This window comes from Pseudomonas sp. CIP-10 (assembly GCF_020911845.1).
Classification (GTDB): domain Bacteria; phylum Pseudomonadota; class Gammaproteobacteria; order Pseudomonadales; family Pseudomonadaceae; genus Aquipseudomonas; species Aquipseudomonas alloputida.
Map to the genome: position 1 here is coordinate 1785011 of NZ_CP087160.1, position 23864 is coordinate 1808874.

At 64.4% G+C, this 23864-nt stretch carries 14 protein-coding genes; 3 read left to right on the forward strand and 11 right to left on the reverse strand.

Features of this window, described 5'->3' with window-relative positions; translation table 11 throughout:
* Positions 1–123: 123 nt before the first annotated feature.
* The 8 genes from ccoP (LMH93_RS08130) to ccoN (LMH93_RS08165) all read right to left on the reverse strand — a co-directional run bounded on the left by ccoP (LMH93_RS08130) (position 124) and on the right by ccoN (LMH93_RS08165) (position 7280).
* Positions 124–1101, reverse strand: coding sequence for a cytochrome-c oxidase, cbb3-type subunit III (gene ccoP, locus LMH93_RS08130; RefSeq protein ID WP_003254289.1), 978 nt, complete (start codon positions 1099–1101; stop codon positions 124–126).
* On the reverse strand, positions 1098–1289 hold the full coding sequence (locus tag LMH93_RS08135; RefSeq protein ID WP_003254287.1) for a CcoQ/FixQ family Cbb3-type cytochrome c oxidase assembly chaperone: 192 nt from the start codon (positions 1287–1289) through the stop codon (positions 1098–1100). The genes ccoP (LMH93_RS08130) and LMH93_RS08135 overlap by 4 nt, the downstream gene beginning before the upstream one ends.
* A gap of 5 nt (positions 1290–1294) precedes the next feature.
* The gene (gene ccoO / locus LMH93_RS08140; RefSeq protein ID WP_003254286.1) at positions 1295–1903 is read right to left on the reverse strand and encodes a cytochrome-c oxidase, cbb3-type subunit II; all 609 of its coding nucleotides are present in this window, start codon (positions 1901–1903) and stop codon (positions 1295–1297) included.
* Positions 1903–3345 (reverse strand): cytochrome-c oxidase, cbb3-type subunit I, encoded by a 1443-nt coding sequence (gene ccoN, locus LMH93_RS08145; RefSeq protein WP_003254284.1) that lies wholly within the window; start codon positions 3343–3345, stop codon positions 1903–1905. Before ccoN (LMH93_RS08145) ends, ccoO (LMH93_RS08140) begins: the two co-directional genes overlap by 1 nt.
* A 750-nt stretch (positions 3346–4095) precedes the next feature.
* A complete protein-coding gene (gene ccoP / locus LMH93_RS08150) occupies positions 4096–5037 on the reverse strand; it encodes a cytochrome-c oxidase, cbb3-type subunit III (RefSeq protein ID WP_230064984.1) in 942 nt (313 codons plus the stop codon).
* A complete protein-coding gene (locus LMH93_RS08155) occupies positions 5034–5228 on the reverse strand; it encodes a cbb3-type cytochrome oxidase subunit 3 (protein WP_054889247.1) in 195 nt (64 codons plus the stop codon). The genes ccoP (LMH93_RS08150) and LMH93_RS08155 overlap by 4 nt, the downstream gene beginning before the upstream one ends.
* Before the next feature lie 5 nt (positions 5229–5233).
* Positions 5234–5842: a cytochrome-c oxidase, cbb3-type subunit II gene (gene ccoO, locus LMH93_RS08160; protein WP_003254281.1), complete on the reverse strand. Its 609-nt coding sequence runs from the start codon at positions 5840–5842 to the stop codon at positions 5234–5236.
* Between the two features lie 13 nt (positions 5843–5855).
* Positions 5856–7280 (reverse strand): cytochrome-c oxidase, cbb3-type subunit I, encoded by a 1425-nt coding sequence (gene ccoN / locus LMH93_RS08165; protein WP_003254280.1) that lies wholly within the window; start codon positions 7278–7280, stop codon positions 5856–5858.
* A 50-nt stretch (positions 7281–7330) separates the two neighbouring features.
* On the opposite strand from ccoN (LMH93_RS08165), the gene LMH93_RS08170 reads away from it, so the two are divergent.
* Positions 7331–8023 (forward strand): alpha/beta family hydrolase, encoded by a 693-nt coding sequence (locus tag LMH93_RS08170; protein WP_010955001.1) that lies wholly within the window; start codon positions 7331–7333, stop codon positions 8021–8023.
* 114 nt (positions 8024–8137) lie between these two features.
* Here LMH93_RS08170 and ppnP read toward each other — a convergent pair whose 3' ends face one another.
* Both ppnP and LMH93_RS08180 read right to left on the reverse strand, forming a co-directional pair.
* Complete coding sequence (ppnP, locus tag LMH93_RS08175) at positions 8138–8422, reverse strand: pyrimidine/purine nucleoside phosphorylase (RefSeq protein WP_003254278.1); 285 nt, start codon at positions 8420–8422, stop codon at positions 8138–8140.
* A 74-nt stretch (positions 8423–8496) separates the two neighbouring features.
* A complete protein-coding gene (locus tag LMH93_RS08180; protein WP_230064985.1) occupies positions 8497–9048 on the reverse strand; it encodes an exonuclease domain-containing protein in 552 nt (183 codons plus the stop codon).
* A gap of 171 nt (positions 9049–9219) precedes the next feature.
* On the opposite strand from LMH93_RS08180, the gene LMH93_RS08185 reads away from it, so the two are divergent.
* Positions 9220–10020, forward strand: a complete 801-nt coding sequence (locus LMH93_RS08185) for a substrate-binding periplasmic protein (RefSeq protein WP_230064986.1) — start codon at positions 9220–9222, stop codon at positions 10018–10020.
* 40 nt (positions 10021–10060) lie between these two features.
* Here LMH93_RS08185 and LMH93_RS08190 read toward each other — a convergent pair whose 3' ends face one another.
* Positions 10061–10591 (reverse strand): RNA polymerase factor sigma-70, encoded by a 531-nt coding sequence (locus tag LMH93_RS08190; protein WP_230064987.1) that lies wholly within the window; start codon positions 10589–10591, stop codon positions 10061–10063.
* A 308-nt stretch (positions 10592–10899) separates the two neighbouring features.
* Between LMH93_RS08190 and LMH93_RS08195 the strand changes: the two genes are divergently transcribed.
* Positions 10900–23853: a non-ribosomal peptide synthetase gene (locus tag LMH93_RS08195; RefSeq protein WP_230064988.1), complete on the forward strand. Its 12954-nt coding sequence runs from the start codon at positions 10900–10902 to the stop codon at positions 23851–23853.
* Positions 23854–23864: the final 11 nt, after the last annotated feature.

The following is a 23864-nucleotide window of genomic DNA, read 5'->3' on the forward strand; positions in this document are numbered from 1 at the left end:
AATTGATCCAGGTCATCAGCCTGCGAGAAATGCTGTGCCAGTACCGGCCTCTTCGCGGGTAAACCCGCTCCTACAAGGATCCTGTGTAGGAGCGGGTTTACCCGCGAACAGGCCAGGCCTGCCTTACTCAGCCTTGGCCGGCTCAGCCTGGTGCGACAGGCTGTACACATAAGCCGCCAGCAAGTGCACCTTGTCGTTGCCCTGCAGCTGTTCCTGGGCCGGCATCTGCCCCTGGCGGCCATAACGGATAGTCTGCTGCAATTGGGCAAAGCTCGAGCCGTAGATGAACGCCTGCGGGTGGGTCAGGTTCGGTGCGCCCATGGCGGGCGTGCCTTTGCCTTCCGGCCCGTGGCAGGCCACGCAGTTGGCTGCGAAGATCTTCTGCCCGTTCTCCACATCGGCCTTCGCACCCTCAGGCAGTGTGCGGCCATCGAGTTTGCTGACCACGAATGCAGCCACGTCGGCCACGCCCTGGTCACCTATCACTTCGGCCCAGGCCGGCATCACGCCATGGCGACCGCCCATGATGGTGGTCTTGATGGTGTCCGGTTCGCCGCCCCAGCGCCAGTCGTTGTCGGTCAGGTTGGGGAAGCCGAAGGCGCCCTTGGCGTCGGAGCCGTGGCACACCGAACAGTTGGAGGCGAACAGCCGCGCACCCATTTTCAATGCCTGTGGGTCCTTGGCTACGTCTTCGATCGGCATCGCCGCGAACTTGGCGAAGATCGGCCCGAAACGGGCGTCGGCCTTGGCCATTTCCTTTTCCCATTCGTGCACGCCGGTCCAGCCCGGCTGGCCGTTGGAAAACTCGGTCTGCTTGTCGTTATCCAGGTACGAATAGCCCGGCAGGACGCCTTTCCAGTTGCCCAGGCCCGGGTACAGCACCAGGTAGCCGAGGGCGAAGATGATGGTGCCGACGAACAGCCAGAACCACCATTTCGGCAGCGGGTTGTCGTATTCCTCGATGCCATCGAAGGCATGCCCGACGGTTTCGTCGGTAACCTCTTCGCGCTGGCCCTTGCGGGTCGACAGCAGCAGCCAGGTCAACGAGAAGATGGTGCCCAGGGTCAGGACGGTAACGTACAGACTCCAGAAGGTTGTCATTGTTGTTTGCTCCCAGAAGCTTTTGCTTGCTCGACGTGCCGAGTGGCCTCGGGGTCATCCGCGAAGGGCAGTTGGGTCGCTTCGTCGAAGTCCTTTTTACGCCGTGGGTTGAACACCCACAGCGCCAGGCCCACGAAGGCCACCATCACCACGACGGTGCCCAGGCCGCGAATCATCCCGATATCCATCAGCGTCACCGTTTGCTCTTGATGATGGTGCCAAGACCCTGCAGGTACGCGACGATGGCGTCCATTTCGGTCTTGCCCTTGACCGCGTCACGTGCGCCAGCAATGTCGGCGTCGGTGTACGGGGTGCCGAGTGTGCGCAGCACTTCCATCTTCTTCGCGGTGTCTTTGCCGTCGAGCTTGTTCTCGACCAGCCACGGGTAGGACGGCATCTTCGATTCCGGTACCACGTTGCGCGGGTTGTACAGGTGCGCACGGTGCCAGTCATCGGAGTAGCGGCCGCCGACGCGGGCCAAGTCCGGCCCGGTACGCTTGGAGCCCCACAGGAACGGGTGATCCCACACGCTTTCACCGGCTACCGAGTAATGGCCGTACCGCTCGGTTTCGGCACGGAACGGGCGGATCATCTGCGAGTGACAGCCTACGCAGCCTTCGCGGATGTAGATATCGCGGCCTTCCAGCTCCAGCGCGGTGCGCGGCTTCATGCCCTCGACCGGCTTGTTGGTGACGTCCTGGAAAAACAGCGGGACGATCTGGGTCAGGCCACCGACGCTCACGGCGATGACCATGAAGAAGGCCAGCAGGCCTATGTTCTTCTCGACGGCTTCATGCTTCATCAGTGCGCTCCCACAACGACGATCTTGGCGGCCTCTTCAGCCTGTGCCGGGTTGGCGGCACGTACGGTACGGAACACGTTGTAGGCCATCAGCAGCATGCCGCTGGCGAAGAACGCACCGCCCAGGGCGCGGACGATGTAGCCGGGGTGGCTGGCCTGCAGGGCTTCGACGAAGGAGTAGGTGAGGGTGCCGTCATCGTTGATGGCGCGCCACATCAGGCCCTGGGTGATGCCGTTGACCCACATCGAGGCGATGTACAGTACGGTGCCGATGGTGGCCAGCCAGAAGTGCGCGTTGATCAGGCCGATGCTGTGCATCTGCTCGCGGCCGTAGAGTTTCGGGATCATGTGGTACACGGCGCCGATCGAAATCATTGCCACCCAGCCGAGGGCGCCGGCGTGGACGTGGCCGATGGTCCAGTCGGTGTAGTGCGACAGTGAGTTCACGGTCTTGATGGCCATCATCGGGCCTTCGAAGGTGGACATGCCGTAGAACGCCAGCGACACCACCAGGAAGCGCAGGATCGGGTCGGTGCGCAGTTTGTGCCAGGCGCCCGACAGGGTCATCATGCCGTTGATCATGCCGCCCCAGCTTGGCGCCAGCAGGATGATCGACATCACCATGCCCAACGACTGCGCCCAGTCAGGCAGGGCGGTGTAGTGCAGGTGGTGCGGGCCAGCCCAGATGTACAGGGTGATCAGCGCCCAGAAATGCACGATCGACAAGCGATACGAGTAGATCGGCCGCTCGGCCTGCTTGGGCACGAAGTAGTACATCATCCCCAGGAAACCGGTGGTGAGGAAGAAGCCCACGGCGTTGTGGCCGTACCACCACTGGATCATCGCGTCGGTGGCGCCGGAGTAGGCCGAGTACGACTTGAACAGGCTCACCGGCAGCGAGATGTGGTTGACGATGTGCAGCATCGCGGTGACCACGATGAATGCACCGTAGAACCAGTTGCCGACATAGATGTGCTTGGTCTTGCGCTTGACGATGGTGCCGAAGAACACCAGGCCGTAGGTAACCCAGACGATCGCCAGCAGGATCGCCAGCGGCCACTCGAGCTCGGCGTATTCCTTGGTGGTGGTGTAGCCCATCGGCAGGGTGATCAGCGCGCCGACGATCACGGCTTGCCAACCCCAGAAGGTGAAGGCGGCCATGCTGTCGGAGATCAGCCGGGTCTGGCAGGTGCGCTGCACCACGTAGTAGCTGGTGCCGAACAGCGCACAGCCCCCGAAGGCGAAGATCACCAGGTTGGTGTGCAGCGGGCGCAGGCGGCCGAAGCTGGTCCAGGGAAGGTCCAGGTTCAGCTGCGGCCACACCAGCTGCGAGGCGATGAAGACGCCGAGGCCCATGCCAAGGATCCCCCAGACCACCGTCATGATGGCGAACTGGCGGACGACCTTATAGTTATAAGCAGTCGGACTGATTGCTGTGCTCATTCTAAGGTTCCACGGTTTTGATGTTCTTGTTGGTCGAAAAATCGGCGCCAGTATTGATAACCAGCAAGGTTACCGCAACGCAACTTTGGTACGCCGACCCGTGTCCAGGTCCGATCACTGATGTCCCGCAGGGATCGGGTCTGGGCGATTGTACACAAATAAATATTTGTAATGTGTACCGTTTTTCACCTTTTTCTGATCGATCGGTCAAGCTTTTTCGGGGCGGCGTCAGGCTACGCGCCGTGTCTGCATCGGTCCTTTCGGAGCGAAGCCCACTGAGGCAACAAGCTTAGTTCTGTTCGGTGGGGGTGCAAGGGAAGGGGACTGAGGCTGGTAGTGGGCGGGGGAGTGTAAGGCTTGAGGGTTATGGGGGCGGGTTAGGAATGGGGGTGTGGTGGGGCGGGGGGGTAAGGTTTGGGTGTTGTGGTGGGGCGGGGGGTAAGGTTTGGGTGTTGTGGTGGGGCGGGGGTGTAAGGTTTGAGTGTTGTGGTGGGGCAGAAATCGAGCGCCGCCCGCGCGGCGCTTCGCGGGTAAACCCGCTCCTACGTTTGTTTCGGGCCAATCCCTCCTGTGCCAGGCGCGCGCGACCGCCTTGTTTGTAAGACGCGATATCGAGGCGTGCGCCAGGGGGCTCGCGTGCGCATCCCACAGGAATAATTGGCCTGAAACAAATGTGGGAGCGGCCTTGCGTCGCGATGCGCCGCGCGGGCGGCGCTCGATCTCACAGACGCCGAATTTCTCCCGGCGAACTCACTGGGCAGTCACAGATTCAGCAGCAGTATCTTGCGACAGGCTATACACGTAAGCCGCCAGCAGGTGCACCTTGTCATTCCCTTGGATCTCGGCCTGCGCCGGCATTTGTCCCTGACGACCATAACGAATGGTCTGCTGCAGCTGGGCAAAGCTCGAGCCATAGATGAACGCCTGCGGGTGGGTCAGGTTCGGTGCGCCCATGGCAGGCGTACCTTTACCTTCCGGCCCGTGGCAGGCCACGCAGTTGGCTGCGAAGATCTTCTGCCCGTTCTCCACATTGGCCTTCGCCCCCTCAGGCAGTGTGCGGCCATCGAGTTTGCTGACCACGAACGCAGCCACGTCGGCCACGCCCTGGTCACCGATCACTTCGGCCCAGGCCGGCATCACGCCATGGCGACCGCCCATGATGGTGGTCTTGATGGTGTCCGGTTCGCCGCCCCAGCGCCAGTCGTTGTCGGTCAGGTTGGGGAAGCCGAAGGCGCCCTTGGCGTCGGAACCGTGGCACACCGAGCAGTTGGAGGCGAACAGGCGGCTGCCCATTTTCAGCGCCTGCGGGTCCTTCGCCACTTCTTCTACGGGCATGGCGGCGTATTTGGCGAAGATCGGACCGAACCTGGCATCGGCCTTGTCCATTTCCTTCTGCCATTCGTTGGCGCCAGTCCAGCCATTTTCATAGCCCGGCAGGATGCCTTTCCAGTTGCCCAGGCCCGGGTAGAGGATCAGGTAGCCGACCGAGAACGCCAAGGTGCCCACGAACAGCCAGAACCACCACTTGGGCAGCGGGTTGTCGTACTCCTCGATGCCGTCGAAGCTGTGGCCCATGGTTTCGTCGGTGGTGTTGTTGCTCTGGCCCTTGCGCGTGGCGAGCAGTAGCCAGGTCAGGCCAATCAGGCTACCGATGGTCAGTACGCTGATGTACGTACTCCAGAAGGTGGTCATTGCCCGTTACTCCTTTTTGCAGCAGGCTCCTGCCCGGCAGGGGGCAGGCGGTCGTCGACGAAGGGCAGCAGGCGCGCTTCGGCGAAATCACGGTCGCGGCGGCGGTTGAAGACCCACAGGGTGAGGCCGATAAAGGCAATCATCACCACCAGGGTGCCCACACCGCGGATCATGCCGATGTCCAGTTCCATCGCACTCACCTCTTGTTCTTGATCGCGGTGCCGAGCACCTGCAGGTAGGCGACCAGTGCGTCCATCTCGGTCTTGCCTTTGACCGCTTCACGGGCGCCGGCAATGTCGTCGTCGGTGTACGGCACGCCCAGGGTGCGCAGGGTGCGCATCTTGACGTCGGTGTGGCTGTTGTCGACCTGCTGGGCAACCAGCCACGGGTAGGACGGCATCTTCGACTCCGGTACCACGTTGCGCGGGTTGTACAGGTGCGCACGGTGCCAGTCGTCCGAGTAGCGGCCACCGACCCGGGCCAGGTCCGGCCCGGTGCGCTTGGAGCCCCACAGGAACGGGTGGTCCCACACGCTTTCACCGGCCACTGAGTAGTGGCCGTACCGCTCGGTTTCGGCACGGAACGGGCGGATCATCTGCGAGTGGCAGCCCACGCAACCTTCGCGGATGTAGACATCGCGGCCTTCCAGTTGCAGCGCGGTATAGGGCTTCATGCCTTCGACCGGTTTGTTGGTGACGTCCTGGAAGAACAGCGGGACGATCTGGGTCAGGCCGCCGATGCTGACGGCAAATACCATCAGCAGGGCCATCAGGCCGACGTTTTTCTCGATGACTTCATGTTTCATCAGGCGTTTCTCCTCAAGCCAACTGGGCGTTCGCAGGGGCGACGTCAAGCGCTGGCGAACGCACGGTGCGCCAGGTGTTCCAGGCCATCAGGAACATGCCGCTGAGGAAGATCGCGCCGCCGACGAAGCGCACGACGAAGCCTGGGTGGCTGGCCACCAAGGTTTCCACGAACGAGTAGGTGAGCGTGCCGTCGCTGTTGACCGCGCGCCACATCAGGCCCTGGGCGATGCCGTTGACCCACATCGAGGCGATGTACAGTACGGTACCAATGGTGGCCAGCCAGAAGTGCGCATTGATCAGGCCGAGGCTGTACATGCGTTCTTTGCCGAACACTTTGGGAATGGTGTGGTACAGCGCGCCGATCGAGATCATCGCTACCCAGCCGAGGGCGCCGGCGTGGACGTGGCCGATGGTCCAGTCGGTGTAGTGAGACAGGGCGTTGACCGTCTTGATGGCCATCATTGGCCCTTCGAAGGTGGACATGCCGTAGAACGCCAGCGACACCACCAGGAAGCGCAGGATCGGGTCGCTGCGCAGTTTGTGCCAGGCGCCCGACAGGGTCATCATGCCGTTGATCATGCCGCCCCAGCTTGGCGCCAGCAGGATCAGCGACATCACCATGCCCAGCGACTGCGCCCAATCGGGCAGGGCGGTGTAGTGCAGGTGGTGCGGGCCGGCCCAGATGTACAGGGTGATCAGCGCCCAGAAGTGCACGATCGACAAGCGATACGAATACACCGGCCGTTCGGCCTGCTTGGGCACGTAGTAGTACATCATCCCCAGGAAGCCTGCGGTCAGGAAGAAGCCCACCGCGTTATGGCCGTACCACCACTGCACCATGGCATCGGTGGCGCCTGCGTAGACCGAATAGGATTTGGTCAGGCTGACCGGCAGCTCCAGGTTGTTGACGATGTGCAGCAGCGCCACGGTCAGGATGAAGGCGCCGAAGAACCAGTTGCCGACGTAGATGTGTTTGGTGTTGCGCTTCATCAGCGTGCCAAAGAACACGATGGCGTAGCCCACCCAGACGATGGTGATCAGAATGTCGATCGGCCATTCCAGTTCGGCGTATTCCTTGGAGCTGGTGTAGCCCAGCGGCAGGCTGATGGCCGCCAGCAGGATAACCAGTTGCCAGCCCCAGAACGTAAACGCGGCCAGGCCCGGTGCGAACAGGGTGGTCTGGCAGGTGCGTTGCACCGAATAATAGGAGGTGGCGAACAGTGCGCAGCCGCCGAACGCGAAGATCACCGCATTGGTATGCAGGGGGCGCAGGCGGCCGAAGCTGGTCCAGGGGAGGTCGAAGTTGAGGGACGGCCAGGCGAGCTGGGCGGCGATGAAGACGCCGAGCCCCATCCCGACGATTCCCCACACCACCGTCATGATGGCGAATTGGCGGACCACCTTGTAGTTATAGGCGGTACTGCTGGTTGTGTTCATGTATGGGTTCCCATCCACGGTTATTTGGCAGGCTTTACAGCGAGGCAAGCATGATTAATGGGCAAAGTGCCGGTATTGACGGGGATCAATGGGCGAAGGTCGCAAATGTCCCAGGCTTGCGCTGCGATCCTCCGCGGGTTGCAGGTCAGGATGACTACAAGGGGTGCCTGATTTTGGCCCATGGCGCGGGTGCGCCGATGGACAGCGGGTTCATGGACGAAATGGCGCAAAGGCTTGCGGCGCTTGGGGTAGCGGTAGTGCGCTTCGAGTTCCCGTACATGGCCGAGCGCAGGGTTACCGGTGGCAAGCGGCCGCCGAACCCGCAGAAGGTGTTGCTTGAATGCTGGCGCGAGGTGTACCGGCAGGTGCGACCTTTGGTCGCGGGCAAGCTGGCCGTGGGTGGCAAGTCCATGGGCGGGCGCATGGCGAGCCTGCTGGCCGACGAATTGGGCGCGGATGCGCTGGTGTGCCTGGGCTATCCGTTCTACGCGGTGGGTAAACCCGAGAAGCCACGGGTAGAGCACCTGGCCGAGTTGAAAACACCGACGTTGATCGTGCAGGGCGAGCGGGATGCGCTGGGTAACCGCGAGGCGGTGGCGGGGTATGCGTTGTCGCCGGCGATCGAGGTGAGCTGGCTAGTGGCGGGGGACCATGACCTGAAGCCGTTGAAGGCTTCGGGGTTCAGCCATGAGCAGCATTTGCAGGCGGCGGCTGAACGTGTTGCTGATTTCCTGAAGGATTAGTGCTGGATTCTTCGCGGGTAAACCCGCACCTACAAGGACCGCACACCATCGAAGGTCGGCTCAGCACCCTGTAGGAGCGGGTTTACCCGCGAAGAGGCCGGAACAGGCCGGCGCTTAGTCGCGGTATTCGCACAGGTAAGCGGTATCCACCTTCACCTGCAGCTGGAACTTGCTGTCAGCCGGCACGTTGAACTTGTCACCGGCGTTGAAGGTTTCCCAGTTGTCGCTACCCGGCAGTTTCACGGTCAGCGCGCCCGATACCACGTGCATGATCTCACGCTTGGCAGTGCCGAATTCGTACTCGCCCGGAGCCATGACGCCGACAGTGGCCGGGCCTTCTTCGCCCGAGAATGCGATCGACTTGACGGTGCCGTTGAAGTACTCGTTGACCTGGAACATGGGCGACTCCTGAAAAGAGGTGCTGAAAAAGGGCTGGCCAGTATGCCCAAGGCCACAGGCCTCGTCATCTGCTTTCAGGGGCTGTGGGCGGGCAGGGTCAACGGTAATAGCCGCGCCGTGTTGCGCGCATCTTCCAGGGCCCTGTGCTGTTGCCCGCAAAAGTGCATGCCGGCCAGTTGCAGGGCGCCGTTCAGGCCGGTGGGGCGCTGCAGGTGGCGGGCCTTGGCAAAGCGTTGCTTGAGGTTGATATGCGGCAATGTGCGCAGCAGGCTGTCGAGGCCGTGCTGCTGCCACTCCTGGTGCAATTGCTGGCGGTCGTAGTCGCCCCAGCTGACCCAGGCCTGAAGCTGCCCGCGGTGGTGCTCCAGCCAGCGCTCGAAGCTTGCCCACACCTCGCGAAACGGCGCGGCGTTGTCCACGTCGGCCTGGCTGATGTGGGTCAGCTCACGGCAGAACGGGGTCAGCTGCGGCCGCCGCCGTGGCTTTACAAAACGCTGGAAATGGTCGACCTCGCGGCCTTCGCGGGTCACCAGGCTTGCGCCGATTTCAATGATTTCCATCTCTGTGACCGGCCACCCACCATCGTCGGTGGTGGCTTCCAGGTCGATCACCAACCAATGGCCCATACCAGGCTCCCATGCAGATCCTGCTAGAGCGTAGCCAATGTACGGGCATACGGCATCCTATGGCATTTTGCCGCCTGCTTTGGCACAAAGAGCAGACGCCAGTAGTTGTGCCGCCCCTGGAAAACGCCTAGCTTAAGCGCATACAGGCATAAACCGTGATGAGTGTCCGTCTTGACTCCAGCGCCCGGCCTCAAGGCCTTGTCCACCCTGATGCTGCTGGCCGTGTTCTGGTTGGCGGCACCGGTATGGGCTGGCGAAGCGGTTGAAGTGAAGATTGGCGCAGCCCATTTCCCGCCTTACACAGTGCGCCCCGAGCAAGGTGCCGATACCGGTTTGCTGCCGCAGTTGGTCGATGCACTCAACCGGGCGCAGCAGCACTATCACTTCGTTCTGGTACCTACGTCTATCCAGCGGCGCTTCGGTGACTTCCAGCAAGGCCGCACCGACATGGCCATTTTCGAGAACCCACAATGGGGCTGGGAGCAGATTGCCCATCAGACCGTGGACATGGGCCTGGAAGATGCCGAAGTGTTCGTCGCCCGCAAGGAAAACGGCAGTGATCCGCGTTACTTCGACAACCTGCGCGGCAAACGCCTGGCCTTGTTCAACGGCTACCACTACGCGTTCGCCAGCTTCAACGCTGACCCCGATTACCTGCGCAAGACATACAACGCGACCCTGACCTATTCCCACGACAGCAACCTGCTGATGGTGCAGGCCGGCCGCGCCGATATCGCCCTGGTCACGCGTTCCTACCTCAGCGATTTCCTGGCACGCAACCCGGCGAGCAGGGCGCAGCTGGTGCCTTCGCAACGCATTGACCAGGTCTATCACCACTACGCCTTGCTGCGCCCGGGGGCGCCTATCGGCGAGCAGACGTTCGCTGCACTGCTGCGTGGCCTGCGTGACAGCGGTGAACTGGCGCGGATTTTCGAGCCCTACCGCATCACAGTCAGCACGCGCAGGCCTTGATCCCCGCCCGACGGCCTCGCCAATGTTCTCGAAGAATGACTCAGACCTGCCGGTTGGCGGTCTTGCGGCAATGCACCAGTGCATCGCGGATCATGAAGTTGACCAAGGTCGGCGACACCCCCAGTTCCTTGGCAATGTCCTTTTGCGGTACCCCATGCAGGCGGTACATCTCGAACGCATAGCGGGTACGTTGCGGCAGCTCGTTCAGCGCTTCGGCAATGTCGTCCAGCGCGGCAAGGTTGATATGGGTGGCTTCGGGCGAGGCGTTCTGGATAACCACCTTCAGGCCTTCCTCCTCGCTGCCGGAGTACTTCAGCTCCATCGTCTGCTTGCGGTAGTGGTCGATCGCAAGGTTGCGCACGATCTGGAACAGGTAGCTTAGTTGCGCCTTGAACGACGAAGTGATCTGCGGGGCAGCGCCGAGCCGGAAGAAGGCGTCTTGCACCACATCCTCGGCGCGGGAGCGGCAGCCAGTGATGCGGGCAGCAATCTTGACCAGGATGCTGCGGTTGTCGACGAAGGCCTGCAGTAATGGTGAATCGCACTTACTTGTGGATAGTTGTTCCGCCATGGAAATCACCTTGTCACAGAGGGGAAAGGAGGCGCCCAGGGGTGGGTCGCTTCCTACGACGTGCGACAAGCTATTCAGAATGATAATGATTGTCAAATGCGAAACTAAATTATTATTGGGTGTTTCTGTTCTAAGGGGGCATACCTCAAGGTATGCCCCCAACCTTGACGCAGCGCAAAACCCTCACCCCCGCTAATTTCTGCCCCCGTCCATCCGTTCCCCTGTGTACATCCCCGGTCGCCGCTCGCTGCCCGCCCATGTTCGCGGCGTAGCCGGCACGCCCTAACAGACACTGGCAGGAACACCCCATGACGGACGCCTTCGAACTCCCGCTCTCGCTGGTCCAGGCCCTGGCGCAACGCGCCGCGCAGACCCCGGACAGGATTGCCCTGCGCTTTCTCGCCGACACCCCCGGCGAGCAGGCCGTGCTCAGCTACCGGGACCTCGACCAGCGTGCACGCACCATCGCCGCTGCCTTGCAGGCGCGCGCCAGCTTCGGTGACCGTGCCGTGTTGCTGTTTCCTAGCGGGCCAGACTACGTGGCGGCGTTTTTTGGCTGCCTGTATGCGGGCGTGATCGCAGTGCCGGCTTACCCGCCGGAGTCCGCGCGGCAGCATCACCAGGCGCGTTTGCTGTCGATCATCGCCGATGCCGAGCCGCGCCTGCTGCTGACCGTGGCGGCACTGCACGACAACCTGAACGGCCTGGAGGCACTGGCGGCAGATAACGCGCCCGAGCTGCTTGCCGTGGATGGCCTGGACCCGTTGCTGGCCTCGAGCTGGCACGCCCCCGAGCTCCAACGCGATGACATCGCCTTCCTGCAGTACACCTCCGGCTCCACCGCGCTGCCCAAGGGGGTGCAGGTCAGCCATGGCAACCTGGTGGCCAACGAGCAGCTGATCCGCCAAGGCTTTGGCATCGACCTCAACCCCGACGATGTGATCGTCAGCTGGCTACCGCTGTACCATGACATGGGCCTGATCGGCGGCCTGCTGCAGCCAATCTTCAGTGGCGTGCCTTGCGTGCTGATGTCGCCGGGGTATTTCCTGGCCCGGCCGTTGCGCTGGTTGCAGGCCATCAGCGAATACGGTGGCACCATCAGCGGTGGCCCCGACTTCGCTTATCGCCTGTGCAGCGAGCGGGTCAGCGAGGCTTCGCTGGCCGGGCTCGACCTGAGCCGCTGGCGCGTCGCCTATTCCGGCTCCGAGCCGATCCGCCAGGACAGCCTGGCCACCTTTGCCGACAAGTTCCAGGCCTGCGGCTTCGACCCGCAGAGCTTCTTTGCCAGTTATGGCCTGGCCGAAGCCACCCTGTTCGTCAGCGGCAGCCGTCGTGGCCAGGGCATCGCTGCACTGGAGCTGGACGCCGAAGCCTTCGCTGGCAACCGTGCCGAGCCAGGCAAAGGCAGCGTGCTGATGAGCTGTGGCTACCCGCAGCCCGGGCATGCGGTACGCATTGTCGAGCCGCAGCACTTGCAGGTGCTGGGCGACAACCAGATCGGCGAAATCTGGGCCGGTGGCCCGAGCATCGCGATGGGTTACTGGCGCAACCCTGAAGCCAGCGCCCGTACGTTCGTCGAAATGGACGGCCAGACCTGGCTGCGTACCGGCGACCTGGGTTTCATGCGTGAGGGCGAGGTGTTCGTTACCGGGCGCCTGAAAGACATGCTGATCGTGCGCGGACAGAACCTGTACCCGCAGGACTTGGAAAAAGCCCTCGAGCGTGAAGTCCAGGTGCTGCGCAAAGGCCGTGTGGCAGTGTTCGCCGTCGAGCACCAAGGCGAGGAGGGCATCGGTGTCGCGGTGGAGATCAGCCGCAACGTGCAAAAGGCACTCAAGCCCCAGGACCTGATCAAGACCCTGCGCCAGGTCATTGCCGACGCCTGCCGACAGGCCCCGGCCGTGGTCCTGCTGTTGAACCCCGGCGCGCTGCCGAAGACCTCCAGCGGCAAGTTGCAGCGCTCTGCCTGCCGCCTGCGCATGGACGATGGCAGCCTGGACTGCTATGCCCGTTTCCCTGAGGTGAGCGAAGCCGGTACCCGTGCAACCGCTGGCGATGAGCTGCAAGCACGCATCGCCGCTGTGTGGCGCGACATCCTCAAGGTAGAGGCGGTGGCCGCGCACGACCACTTCCTGCTGCTGGGCGGTAACTCCATCGCCGCCACCCAGGCCACAGCGCGCCTGGCCGATGAGTTGGGTATCGACCTGAGCCTGCGTACCCTGTTCGAGGCGCCGGTACTGGCCGACTACAGCAAGGCTGTGGCACAGATCATCGCCGATGGCGCCGCAGCCACCGCAGCCATCACCACGCTGGCGCGCGCCCAGGCATTGCCCCAGTCGCTGGCGCAAAACCGCTTGTGGCTGCTGTGGCAGCTGGAACCGCAATCAGCGGCCTACAACATTCCTGCCGGCTTGCACCTGCGTGGCGAGCTGGATGTCAACGCTCTGCACGGGGCCTTCCAGGCACTGGTGGCGCGCCATGAATCGCTGCGTACCGTGTTCAGCGAAGAGAATGGCCAGGCGCTGCAGCGTATCCTGCCGCAGCAGCCATTCAGCCTGCACCGCCTGGACCTTGAAGGGCACTCGCCCGAGCAGGTTGCCGCGCAGCGTGAAACCGAGGCTCGCCAGCCGTTCGACCTCACCCAGGGGCCGCTGCTGCGGGTAACCCTGGTGCGCCTGGGCGACGAAGAGCATCAGCTGTGGGTGACCCTGCACCACATCGTTGCCGACGGCTGGTCGCTGAACATCCTGCTCGAAGAGTTCGCCAAGCTGTATGCCGCTCGCTGCCAAGGCCTGGAGGCCAACCTGGCGCCGCTGCCCCTGGGTTACGCCGACTACGGCAGCTGGCAGCGGCAATGGCTGGCTGACGGTGAAGCCGAGCGCCAGTTGCAGTACTGGAAGGCACACCTTGGTGGTGAGCTGCCGGCGCTCGACCTGTGCACTGACCACCCGCGCGCCAGCCAGCGCGAACACAGCGCCGCGCGCTTCAGCCTCAAGGTGCCAGCCAAGCTTGGCGAAGCGCTCAAGGGCCTTGCCCACCAGCAGCAGGCCAGCCTGTTCATGGTCCTGCTGGCCGGTTGGCAGGCGCTGCTGCAGCGCTACAGCGGCCAGGCCGATATCCGCGTCGGCGTGCCCAACGCCAACCGCCCACGCCTGGAAACCCAAGGCATGGTCGGTTTCTTCATCAATACGCAGGTGCTGCGCGCGCAATTCGATGGCCGTCACTCGTTTACCCAGTTGCTGACCCAGGTACGTCAGGCCACCTTGCAAGCCCAGGCTAATCAGGACCTGCCCTTCGAACAGCTTGTCGAAGCCCTGCCCGATGCGCGCGAGCAGGGCCTGTTCCAGGTCATGTTCAACCACCAGCAACGCGACCTGTCAGCCCTGCGGCGCCTGCCAGGGCTGTTGGCCGAAGAGCTGGCGTGGCACAGCCGCGAAGCCAAGTTCGACTTGCAGTTGCACAGTGAGGAGGACCATCTGGGCCGCCTGAGCCTGGCCTTCGACTATGCCGCGGAGCTGTTCGAAGCCAGCACCGTCGAACGTCTGGCCCATCACCTGCTGGCGTTGCTGGAACAGGTGTGTGCCGCGCCGCAGCAGGCGCTGGGCGACGTGCAACTGCTGGATGAGCCCGGCCGTGCGCAACTGCTGGGTTGGGGCCAGGCACCGGCCGCCGCAGCGCAGCACCTGTTGGTCGAACAACTCAATGAGCAGGCACGCCTGACGCCGCAACGCACCGCCCTGGTTTGGGACGGGGGCAGCCTGGATTACGCCGGGCTGCACCAGCAAGCCAACCGCCTGGCCCACTACTTGCGCGACAAAGGCGTCGGCCCCGATACCTGTGTGGCCATTGCCATCGAGCGCTCACCGCAATTGCTGGTCGGCCTGCTAGCCATTCTCAAGGCTGGCGGTGCCTACGTGCCGCTGGATGTCGATTACCCTGCCGAACGCCTGGCCTACATGCTGGCCGACTGCGACGCCCCTTTGCTATTGAGTCACAGCAGCCTGCTGGGCAAGCTGCCGCAGGTCGACGGTGTCAGCGCCATTGCCCTCGACCAGTTGCACCTGGACAGCTGGCCCAGCCATGCCCCCGGCCTGCACCTGCACGGCGACAACCTGGCCTACGTTATCTATACCTCCGGCTCCACCGGGCAGCCCAAGGGCGTAGGCAATACCCATGCGGCGCTGGCCGAGCGCCTGCAGTGGATGCAGACGACCTATGCGCTGAATGACAGCGACGTGCTGATGCAGAAGGCGCCGATCAGTTTCGACGTTTCGGTGTGGGAATGCTTCTGGCCGTTGGTCACCGGCTGCAAGCTGGTGCTCGCCGGCCCCGGTGAACACCGCGACCCACAGCGTATCGCTGCCCTGGTGCAGGCTTATGGGGTGACTACGCTGCACTTTGTACCGCCGCTGTTGCAGGTGTTCGTCCAGGAGCCGCAGGCAGGTGCCTGCAGTAGCTTGCGCCGGGTGTTCTCGGGTGGCGAAGCGTTGTCCGCCGCGCTGCGTGACCGCGTGCTGCAGGTGCTGCCGCAGGTGCAGCTGCACAACCGGTACGGCCCGACCGAAACCGCCATCAACGTCACCCACTGGCACTGCCAGGTGGCGGACGGCGAGCGCTCGCCCATCGGCCGCCCGCTGGGCAATGTGCTGTGCCGCGTGCTGGACGATGAGCTGGAACTGAGCGCCCCCGGTGTGCCGGGCGAGCTGTACCTCGGTGGCGCGGGCCTGTCCCGTGGTTACCTGGGCCGCCCCGGCCTCACTGCCGAGCGCTTCGTACCCCAGGCCGACGGCAAGGGTCAGCGTCTGTACCGCAGTGGCGATCGCGCCCGCTGGCAGGTTCAGCTGGAGGCCCTGGAATACCTTGGCCGCCTCGACCAGCAGGTCAAGGTGCGTGGTTTCCGCGTCGAGCCCGAGGAAGTGCAGGCCTGCCTGCTGGCACAGGCGGGTGTGGAACAGGCGCTGGTGCTGATACACAAGGACGCCGTTGGTGCGCAACTGGTCGGCTATTACAGTGGCAGCGCCCAGCCTGCCGAGGTGCTGGCCGTACTGGCTGAGCAATTGCCAGCCTACATGGTGCCGGCGCAACTCATCCCTTTGGCACAGATGCCACTGGGCCCCAGCGGCAAGGTCGACCGCAAGGCACTGCCTGCTCCAGTGTGGCAGCAGCGTGAGCATGTCGAGCCACGAACCGAGCTGCAACAACAGGTCGCGGCCATCTGGCGCGACGTGTTGAATCTGCCGCGCATTGGCCTGCAGGACGACTTCTTCGCCCTCGGTGGCCACTCGCTGCTGGCTACCCAGATCGTTTCGCGCACCCGCCAGGCCTGCGATGTCGAGCTGCCGCTCAAGGCCCTGTTCGAAACCAGCGAGCTGGGCGCCTTCTGTGCCGAAATCGCCCACCTGCGCGCGGCCGGCGAGCGCAATCTGCAGGGTGCAATCACCCGTGTCGACCGCCGTCAGGCGGTGCCGCTGTCGTACTCGCAGCAGCGAATGTGGTTCCTCTGGCAGATGGAGCCGGACAGCCCGGCGTACAACGTCGGCGGCATGGCACGCCTGCGTGGCACCCTGCATGTGGACGCCTTCGAGCGTGCGCTGCAGGCGCTGGTCGTGCGCCACGAAACCTTGCGCACCACGTTCCCCAGCATCGACGGCGTGCCGTACCAGTGCGTGGCCGAAGACAGCGGCCTGCATCTGGACTGGCAAGACTTCAGCGCTTTGTCAGACGATGCCCGCCAGCAACGTTTGCAACAACTGGCCGACGACCAGGCGCACCAGCCCTTCGACCTGGAGCGGGGTCCGCTGCTGCGCGCCTGCCTGGTCAAGGCCAACGAGCGCGAGCACTTCTTCGTGCTGACGCTGCACCACATCGTCACCGAAGGCTGGGCCATGGACATCTTCGCCCGCGAGCTGGGCGAGCTGTACGAAGCCTTTGTCGATGACCGCGAGTCGCTACTGGCGCCGCTGCCGGTGCAGTACCTGGACTACAGCGTGTGGCAACGGCAATGGCTGGAAAGCGGCGAGGGCGCTCGACAACTGGCCTACTGGAAGCACCGCCTGGGCGACGAGCACCCGGTGCTGGCGTTGCCTGCCGACCGCCCGCGTCCGGCGGTCCAGAGCCACCGTGGCGCGCTGTACCGCTTCGAACTCGATCCGGCACTGGTGGCCCGCGTGCATGCTTTCAACAGCCAGCGCGGCCTGACCCTGTTCATGACCATGACCGCCACCCTGGCCGCCTTGCTGCACCGTTACAGTGGCCAGCGCGACCTGCGTATCGGCGCGCCGGTGGCCAACCGCATCCGCCCGGAGAGCGAAGTCCTGATCGGTGCCTTCCTCAACACCCAGGTGCTGCGTTGCGAGCTGGACGGGCAGATGACCGCCAGTGAACTGCTGGAGCAGCTGCGTCAGGTTGCCATCGAAGGCCAGTCGCACCAGGACCTGCCGTTCGACCAACTGGTAGAGGCCCTGCAGCCACCGCGCAGCAGTGCCTACAACCCGTTGTTCCAGGTGATGTGCAACGTGCAGCGCTGGGCCTTCCAGCAAAGCCGCACGCTGGCCGGCATGCAGGTGGACTACCTGGTCAACGATGCCAGCGCCACCAAGTTCGACCTGTACCTGGAGGTGACCGACCTGGACGGCCGGCTGGGCTGCTGCCTGACCTACAGCCGCGACCTGTTCGACGCGCCGCGCATCGCGCGCATGGCCGAGCACTGGCAACAACTGCTGGTCGGTTTGCTCGACAACCCGCACCACCGCCTGTGCGAACTGCCGATGCTGAGCAGTGCCGAGCAACAAGTGCTTACAGGCCAATTGCAGGGCGAACACGATTTCGACCTTGGCCAGACCCTCCACGGTCTGTTCGCCGCCCAGGCCGCGCGCACGCCACAGGCGGGCGCGTTGACCTTCGCCGGCCAGCACTTGACCTACGCCGAGCTCGACCAGCAGGCCAACCGCCTGGCGCGTGCCCTGCGCGAACGGGGTGTCGGCCCGCAGGTGCGGGTGGGCCTGGCGCTGGAGCGCTCGCTGGAAATGGTCGTCGGCCTGCTGGCCATCCTCAAGGCCGGCGGCGCCTATGTACCGCTCGACCCCGAGTACCCGCTCGACCGCCTGCGCTACATGATCGAAGACAGCCGCATCGGCTTGCTGCTCAGCCAGCGTGCGCTGCTGCACACCCTGGGCGAGCTGCCTGAAGGCGTGGCCAGCTGGAGCCTGGAAGACGATGCCGCCAGCCTGGCGGCCTACAGCGATGCGCCGCTGGACAACCTCAGCCTGCCGCAGCACCAGGCTTACCTGATCTACACCTCAGGCTCTACCGGCAAACCCAAGGGCGTGGTGGTCAGCCATGGCGAGTTCGCCATGCACTGCCAGGCGGTGATCGCTGCATTCGGCATGCGCAGCGATGACTGCGAGCTGCACTTCTATTCCATCAACTTCGACGCTGCCAGCGAGCGCCTGTGGGTGCCGCTGTTGTGTGGTGCGCGCGTGGTATTGCGCGCCCAGGGGCAGTGGGGCGCCGAGGACATCTGCCAGTTGGTGCGCGAGCAGCAGGTGAGCATTCTGGGCTTTACCCCCAGCTACGGCAGCCAGCTGGCGCAGTACCTGGGCGGGCGGGGCGAACAATTGCCGGTACGCCTGGTGATTACCGGGGGCGAGGCGCTGACCGGCGAGCACCTGCAACGCATCCGCCAGGCCTTTGCACCGCAGCAGTGCTTCAATGCCTACGGCCCGACCGAAACCGTGGTCATGCCGCTGGCGTGCCTGGCCCCAGAGGCCTTGCCAGCAGACCTTGGCAGCGTACCGATCGGCCGCGTCATCGGTAGCCGTACGGCCTACATCCTCGACGAGGATCTGGCCTTGTTGCCGCAAGGCGGCATTGGCGAACTGTATGTCGGCGGCGCCGGCCTGGCCCAGGGTTACCACGACCGGCCAGGCCTCACTGCCGAGCGCTTTGTCGCCGACCCGTTCAGTGCCGAAGGCGGGCGCCTGTACCGTACCGGCGACCTGGTACGCCTGGGTACCGATGGCCTGGTGGAGTATGTCGGCCGTGCCGACCAGCAGGTGAAGATCCGCGGCTTCCGCATCGAACTGGGCGAAATCGAGAGCCGCCTGCTAGCGCACGAGGATGTCGACGAGGCCGTCGTGCTGGCGCTGGACTTGCCGGGCGGCAAGCAACTGGTGGGCTATCTGGTGTGCAGGCAGGCCACCGCCGGTAACGACGTGCAACAACTGCTGCGCGAAGCGGTGAAAGCCGATGCCCGCCAGCACCTGCCCGACTACATGGTGCCTGCGCACCTGGTGCTGCTCGATAGCCTGCCGCTGATGGGCAACGGCAAGCTCGACCGCCGTGCGCTGCCGCTGCCGGACCTTGAGCAGGCGCGGCAGCAATACCAGGCCCCTGGCAATGAGGTGGAAGCACAGTTGGCGCAGATCTGGCGCGATGTGCTCAACGTTGCCCGGGTCGGCGTGCAGGACAACTTCTTCGAGCTGGGGGGCGACTCGATCCTGTCGATTCAGGTGGTCAGCCGCGCCCGGCAGGCCGGCTTGCAATTCACCCCACGCGACCTGTTCCAGCATCAGACCATCCAGACCCTGGCAACTGTGGTTCAGCTCAGCGAAGCCGCGAGCACCGTCGAGCAAGGCCTGCGCCAGGGCCAGGCCGGGCTGACGCCGATCCAGCACTGGTTCTTCGACAGTGACGTGCCACAGCCGCAACACTGGAACCAGGCCGTGCTGCTGGAGGTGCGCCAACCCTTGGTTGAGGCCACCCTTGGACAGGCATTGGCTGCGCTGGTGCAGCACCATGACAGCCTGCGCCTGCGCTTCAGCGACGCCCAGGGCCGCTGGCAGGCCCAGTACGCGCAGCCTGGCGCCGAGCAGCTGCTGTGGAGCGCCACTGTCGCCGATTTCAATGATTGTCAGGCCCTCTACACTGACGTGCAGCGCAGCCTGGACCTGCAACAGGGGCCGCTGCTGCGCGCCTTGCTGGTGCGTGACGGGCAGGGCACCCAGCGGTTGCTGCTGGCGATTCATCACCTGGTGGTTGATGGCGTGTCCTGGCGGGTGCTGCTGGAAGACCTGCAGGCGCTGTACCGTGGCCAGCCTCTGCCGGCCAAGACCCACGCCGTCGGCGACTGGGCGGCGCGCCTGGTCAGCTACGCCGGCAGCGATTCGCTGCGTGACGAACTGGCCTGGTGGCAAGGCCAGCTGGGCGGTGTGCGTCGCGAATTGCCGTGCGACCATCCGCAGGGCGGCAATTTGCATCGCCATGCTCAAACCCTGGCCATCGGCCTGGACGTGGAGCAAACCCGGCAGCTGTTGCAACTGGCCCCGGCGGCTTACCACACCCAGGTCAACGACCTGTTGTTGACTGCACTGGCGCGGGCCTTGTGCCGGTGGAGCGGCGATGAAGAAGTGCTCGTGCAGCTCGAAGGCCATGGCCGTGACGGGTTGTTCGAAGACATGGACCTGACCCGCAGCGTCGGCTGGTTCACCAATGCCTACCCACTGAGCCTGCGTCCGCTGCCAGGTGAAGACGACGCGGCGCGGGCCGGTTCGATCAAGCGCATCAAGGAACAACTGCGCCATGTACCGCACAAGGGCCTGGGCTACGGCGTACTGCGCTACCTGGCGGATGCCGCCGGGCGCGAGCAGATGGCGGCTTTGCCGCAGGCGCGCATCACCTTCAACTACCTGGGCCAGTTCGACCAGCAGTTCGACAGTGCGGCCTTGTTCCAGCCCCTGGAAGCCCCGGCCGGGTTGGCGCATGACCTCGATGCGCCGTTGCCCAACTGGTTGAGCGTCGATGGCCAGGTGTATGGCGGTGCTCTGCAACTGCGCTGGACCTTCAGCGCCGAGCGCTACGACCAGCAGACCATCGCGGGTCTGGCTGAGGCCTATCGTCAGGAGCTGCTGGCGCTGGTCGCGCATTGCCTGGCCGATGGCAATGGCAGCTTCACCCCATCGGACTTCCCGCTGGCGCACCTGACTCAGGAGCAGATCGACGCATTGCCGGTCCCGGCCGCGCAGATCGAGGACGTTTACCCGCTGACGCCGATGCAGGAAGGCATGCTGCTGCACACCCTGCTGGAGCCGGGCACTGGCCTGTACTACATGCAGGACCGCTACCGCATCAACAGCGCCCTCGACCCCGAGCGTTTCGCCCAGGCCTGGCAGGCCGTGGTGGCGCGCCACGAAGCGTTGCGCGCCTCGTTCAGCTGGAACAGCGGCGAGGCGATGCTGCAGATCATCCACAAGCCGGGCAACCTGGCGGTGGACTACCAGGACTGGCGCGGCCTGGCCGACGATGCCCAGGAGCAGCGCCTGCAGGCCCTGCACAAGCAGGAGCGCGAGGCCGGCTTTGCCTTGCTCAGCGAGGCACCGTTCCACCTGCGCCTGGTGCGCGTGGCCGATGAACGCTACTGGTTCATGATGAGCAACCACCACATCCTTATCGATGCCTGGTGCCGCTCGCTGTTGATGAACGATTTCTTCGAGGTCTACCAGGCCCTTGGCGAAGGCCGTCAGGCCCAACTGCCGGTGCCACCGCGTTACCGCGATTACATCGGTTGGCTGCAACGCCAGGGCCTGGACGACGCACGTGCCTGGTGGCAGGCCAACCTGGCCGGCTTCGAACGTGCCACAGCCATCCCGAGCGACCGCCCGCTGCGCCATGACCACGCCGGTAGCGGCATGGTCGTCGGCGATTGTTATACCCGCCTTGAGGTGAATGATGGCGTGCGTCTGCGCGAACTGGCCCAGGCCCATCAGCTCACCGTCAACACTTTCGCCCAGGCGGCCTGGGCCCTGGTGCTGTCGCGCTACAGCGGCGACCGCGACGTGGCCTTTGGCGTAACCGTGGCCGGGCGCCCGGTGAGCATGCCGCAGATGCAGCGCACCGTCGGCCTGTTCATCAACAGCGTGGCCCTGCGCGTGCAGTTGCCCGCGGCGGGTGAGCGCTGCAGTGTGCGCCAGTGGCTGCAAGGCCTGCTGCAAAGCAACATGGAGCTGCGCGAGTACGAGTACCTGCCGCTGGTGGCGATCCAGGCGTGCAGCGAGCTGCCCAAGGGCCAGCCGCTGTTCGACAGCCTGTTCGTGTTCGAGAATGCGCCGGTTGAAACCGCCGTGCTCGATCACGCCCAGCACCTGAACGCCAGCTCCGACTCGGGCCGTACCCACACCAACTTCCCGCTGACGGCGGTGTGTTACCCGGGTGATGACCTGGGCCTGCACTTGTCGTTTGACCAGCGTTACTTCGATTACCCGACCGTCGAGCGCCTGCTGGCCGAGTTCAAGCGCCTGCTGCTGGCGCTGGTACAAGGTTTTGAAGGGGAGGTGAGCGAGCTAGCGCTGCTGAGCGCCCAGGAGCAAGGCTTCCTGCTGGAGGACTGCAACCGGACCGAGCGGGTTTATCCGCTGGAACAGAGCTACATCGCGCAGTTCGAAGCGCAGGTCGTGGCGCATCCACAGCGTACCGTGGCCCGCTGCCTGGAGGCATCCTATGATTACGCCGGGCTGAACCTGGCGGCCAACCGCCTGGGCCATGCGCTGGTGGCTGCCGGCGTCTGCGTGGACCAGCCAGTGGCACTGCTTGCCGAGCGTGGGTTGCCGCTGCTGGGCATGATTGTCGGTAGCTTCAAGGCCGGCGCCGGCTACCTGCCGCTGGACCCGGGCCTGCCGGTGGCGCGCCTGCAAAGCATCATCCAGCTCAGCCGCACGCCAGTGCTGGTGTGCAGCGCGGCCTGCGCCGAGCAGGGGCGGCAGTTGCTCGGTGAGCTGGAGGCTGCGCTGCGGCCGCAACTGCTGGTCTGGGAAGACGTCCAGGCCAACCCGATCGCAAGCCACAACCCGGGTATCCACAGTGGCCCGGACAACCTCGCCTACGTGATCTACACCTCAGGCTCGACCGGCCTGCCGAAAGGGGTGATGGTCGAGCAGCGCGGCATGCTCAACAACCAGCTGAGCAAGGTGCCTTACCTGGCGCTGAGCGAGCAGGACGTGATTGCCCAGACCGCCTCGCAAAGCTTCGACATCTCGGTCTGGCAGTTCCTGGCTGCGCCGCTGTTCGGCGCCAAGGTTGAGATCGTGCCTAACGCCATCGCCCACGACCCGCAAGGCCTGCTGGCGCACGTGCAGGCCACCGGCATCACCGTGCTGGAGAGCGTGCCGTCCCTGATCCAGGGCATGCTGGCCAGCGACCACCAGGCCCTCGACGGCCTGCGCTGGATGCTGCCGACCGGCGAGGCCATGCCACCGGAGCTGGCGGCGCAGTGGCTGCAGCGCTACCCTCAGATCGGCCTGGTCAATGCCTATGGCCCGGCGGAGTGCTCGGATGACGTGGCGTTCTTCCGCGTCGATGCCGCCTCGACCCAAGGCAGCTACCTGCCAATCGGCACTCCAACCGATAACAACCGCCTGTACTTGTTCGGCGAGGACCAGGCGCTGGTGCCGCTGGGGGCGGTGGGCGAACTGTGCGTGGCGGGTACGGGTGTAGGCCGTGGCTACGTCGGTGACCCGGTGCGCACGGCACTGGCGTTCATTCCTCACCCTTACGGGGCACCGGGAGAGCGCCTGTACCGTTCCGGTGACCTGGCGCGGCAACGCCCGGACGGCGTGCTGGAATATGTCGGGCGCATCGACCACCAGGTGAAGATTCGCGGCTATCGCATCGAACTGGGCGAAATCGAGGCCCGGCTGCATGAGCAGGCGGAAATTCGCGATGCCGCTGTGGCGGTGCAGGAGGGCGTGAACGGCAAGCATCTGGTTGGTTACCTGGTAGCGCACCAGGGCGTCAGTGCCGATGCCGCGTTGCTGGAGCAGGTCAAGCAACGACTGCGTGCCGAGTTGCCGGAGTACATGGTGCCGTTGCATTGGAGCTGGTTCGACAGCTTGCCGCACAACGCCAACGGCAAGCTCGACCGCAAGGCCCTGCCAGCCATCGACATCGGCGGCCATTACAGTCAGGCCTATCAGGCGCCACGCAACGAATTGGAGGACGTGTTGGCGGGTATTTGGGCCGATGTGCTCAAAGCCGAGCGGGTGGGGGTGCACGACAACTTCTTCGAGCTGGGCGGGCATTCGCTGCTGGCCACGCAGATCGCTTCGCGGGTGCAGAAGCAGCTACAGCTGAACGTGCCGCTGCGGGCGATGTTCGAGTGCAGCACGGTGGAGGCGTTGGCCGAGTATGTACAGGGGCTGCAGGGCAGTGCGCTGGATGATGACAAGGTCGACCGGCTCAGTGACCTGATGGCGGAACTGGAGGGGCTGTGATGGGCAGGGGC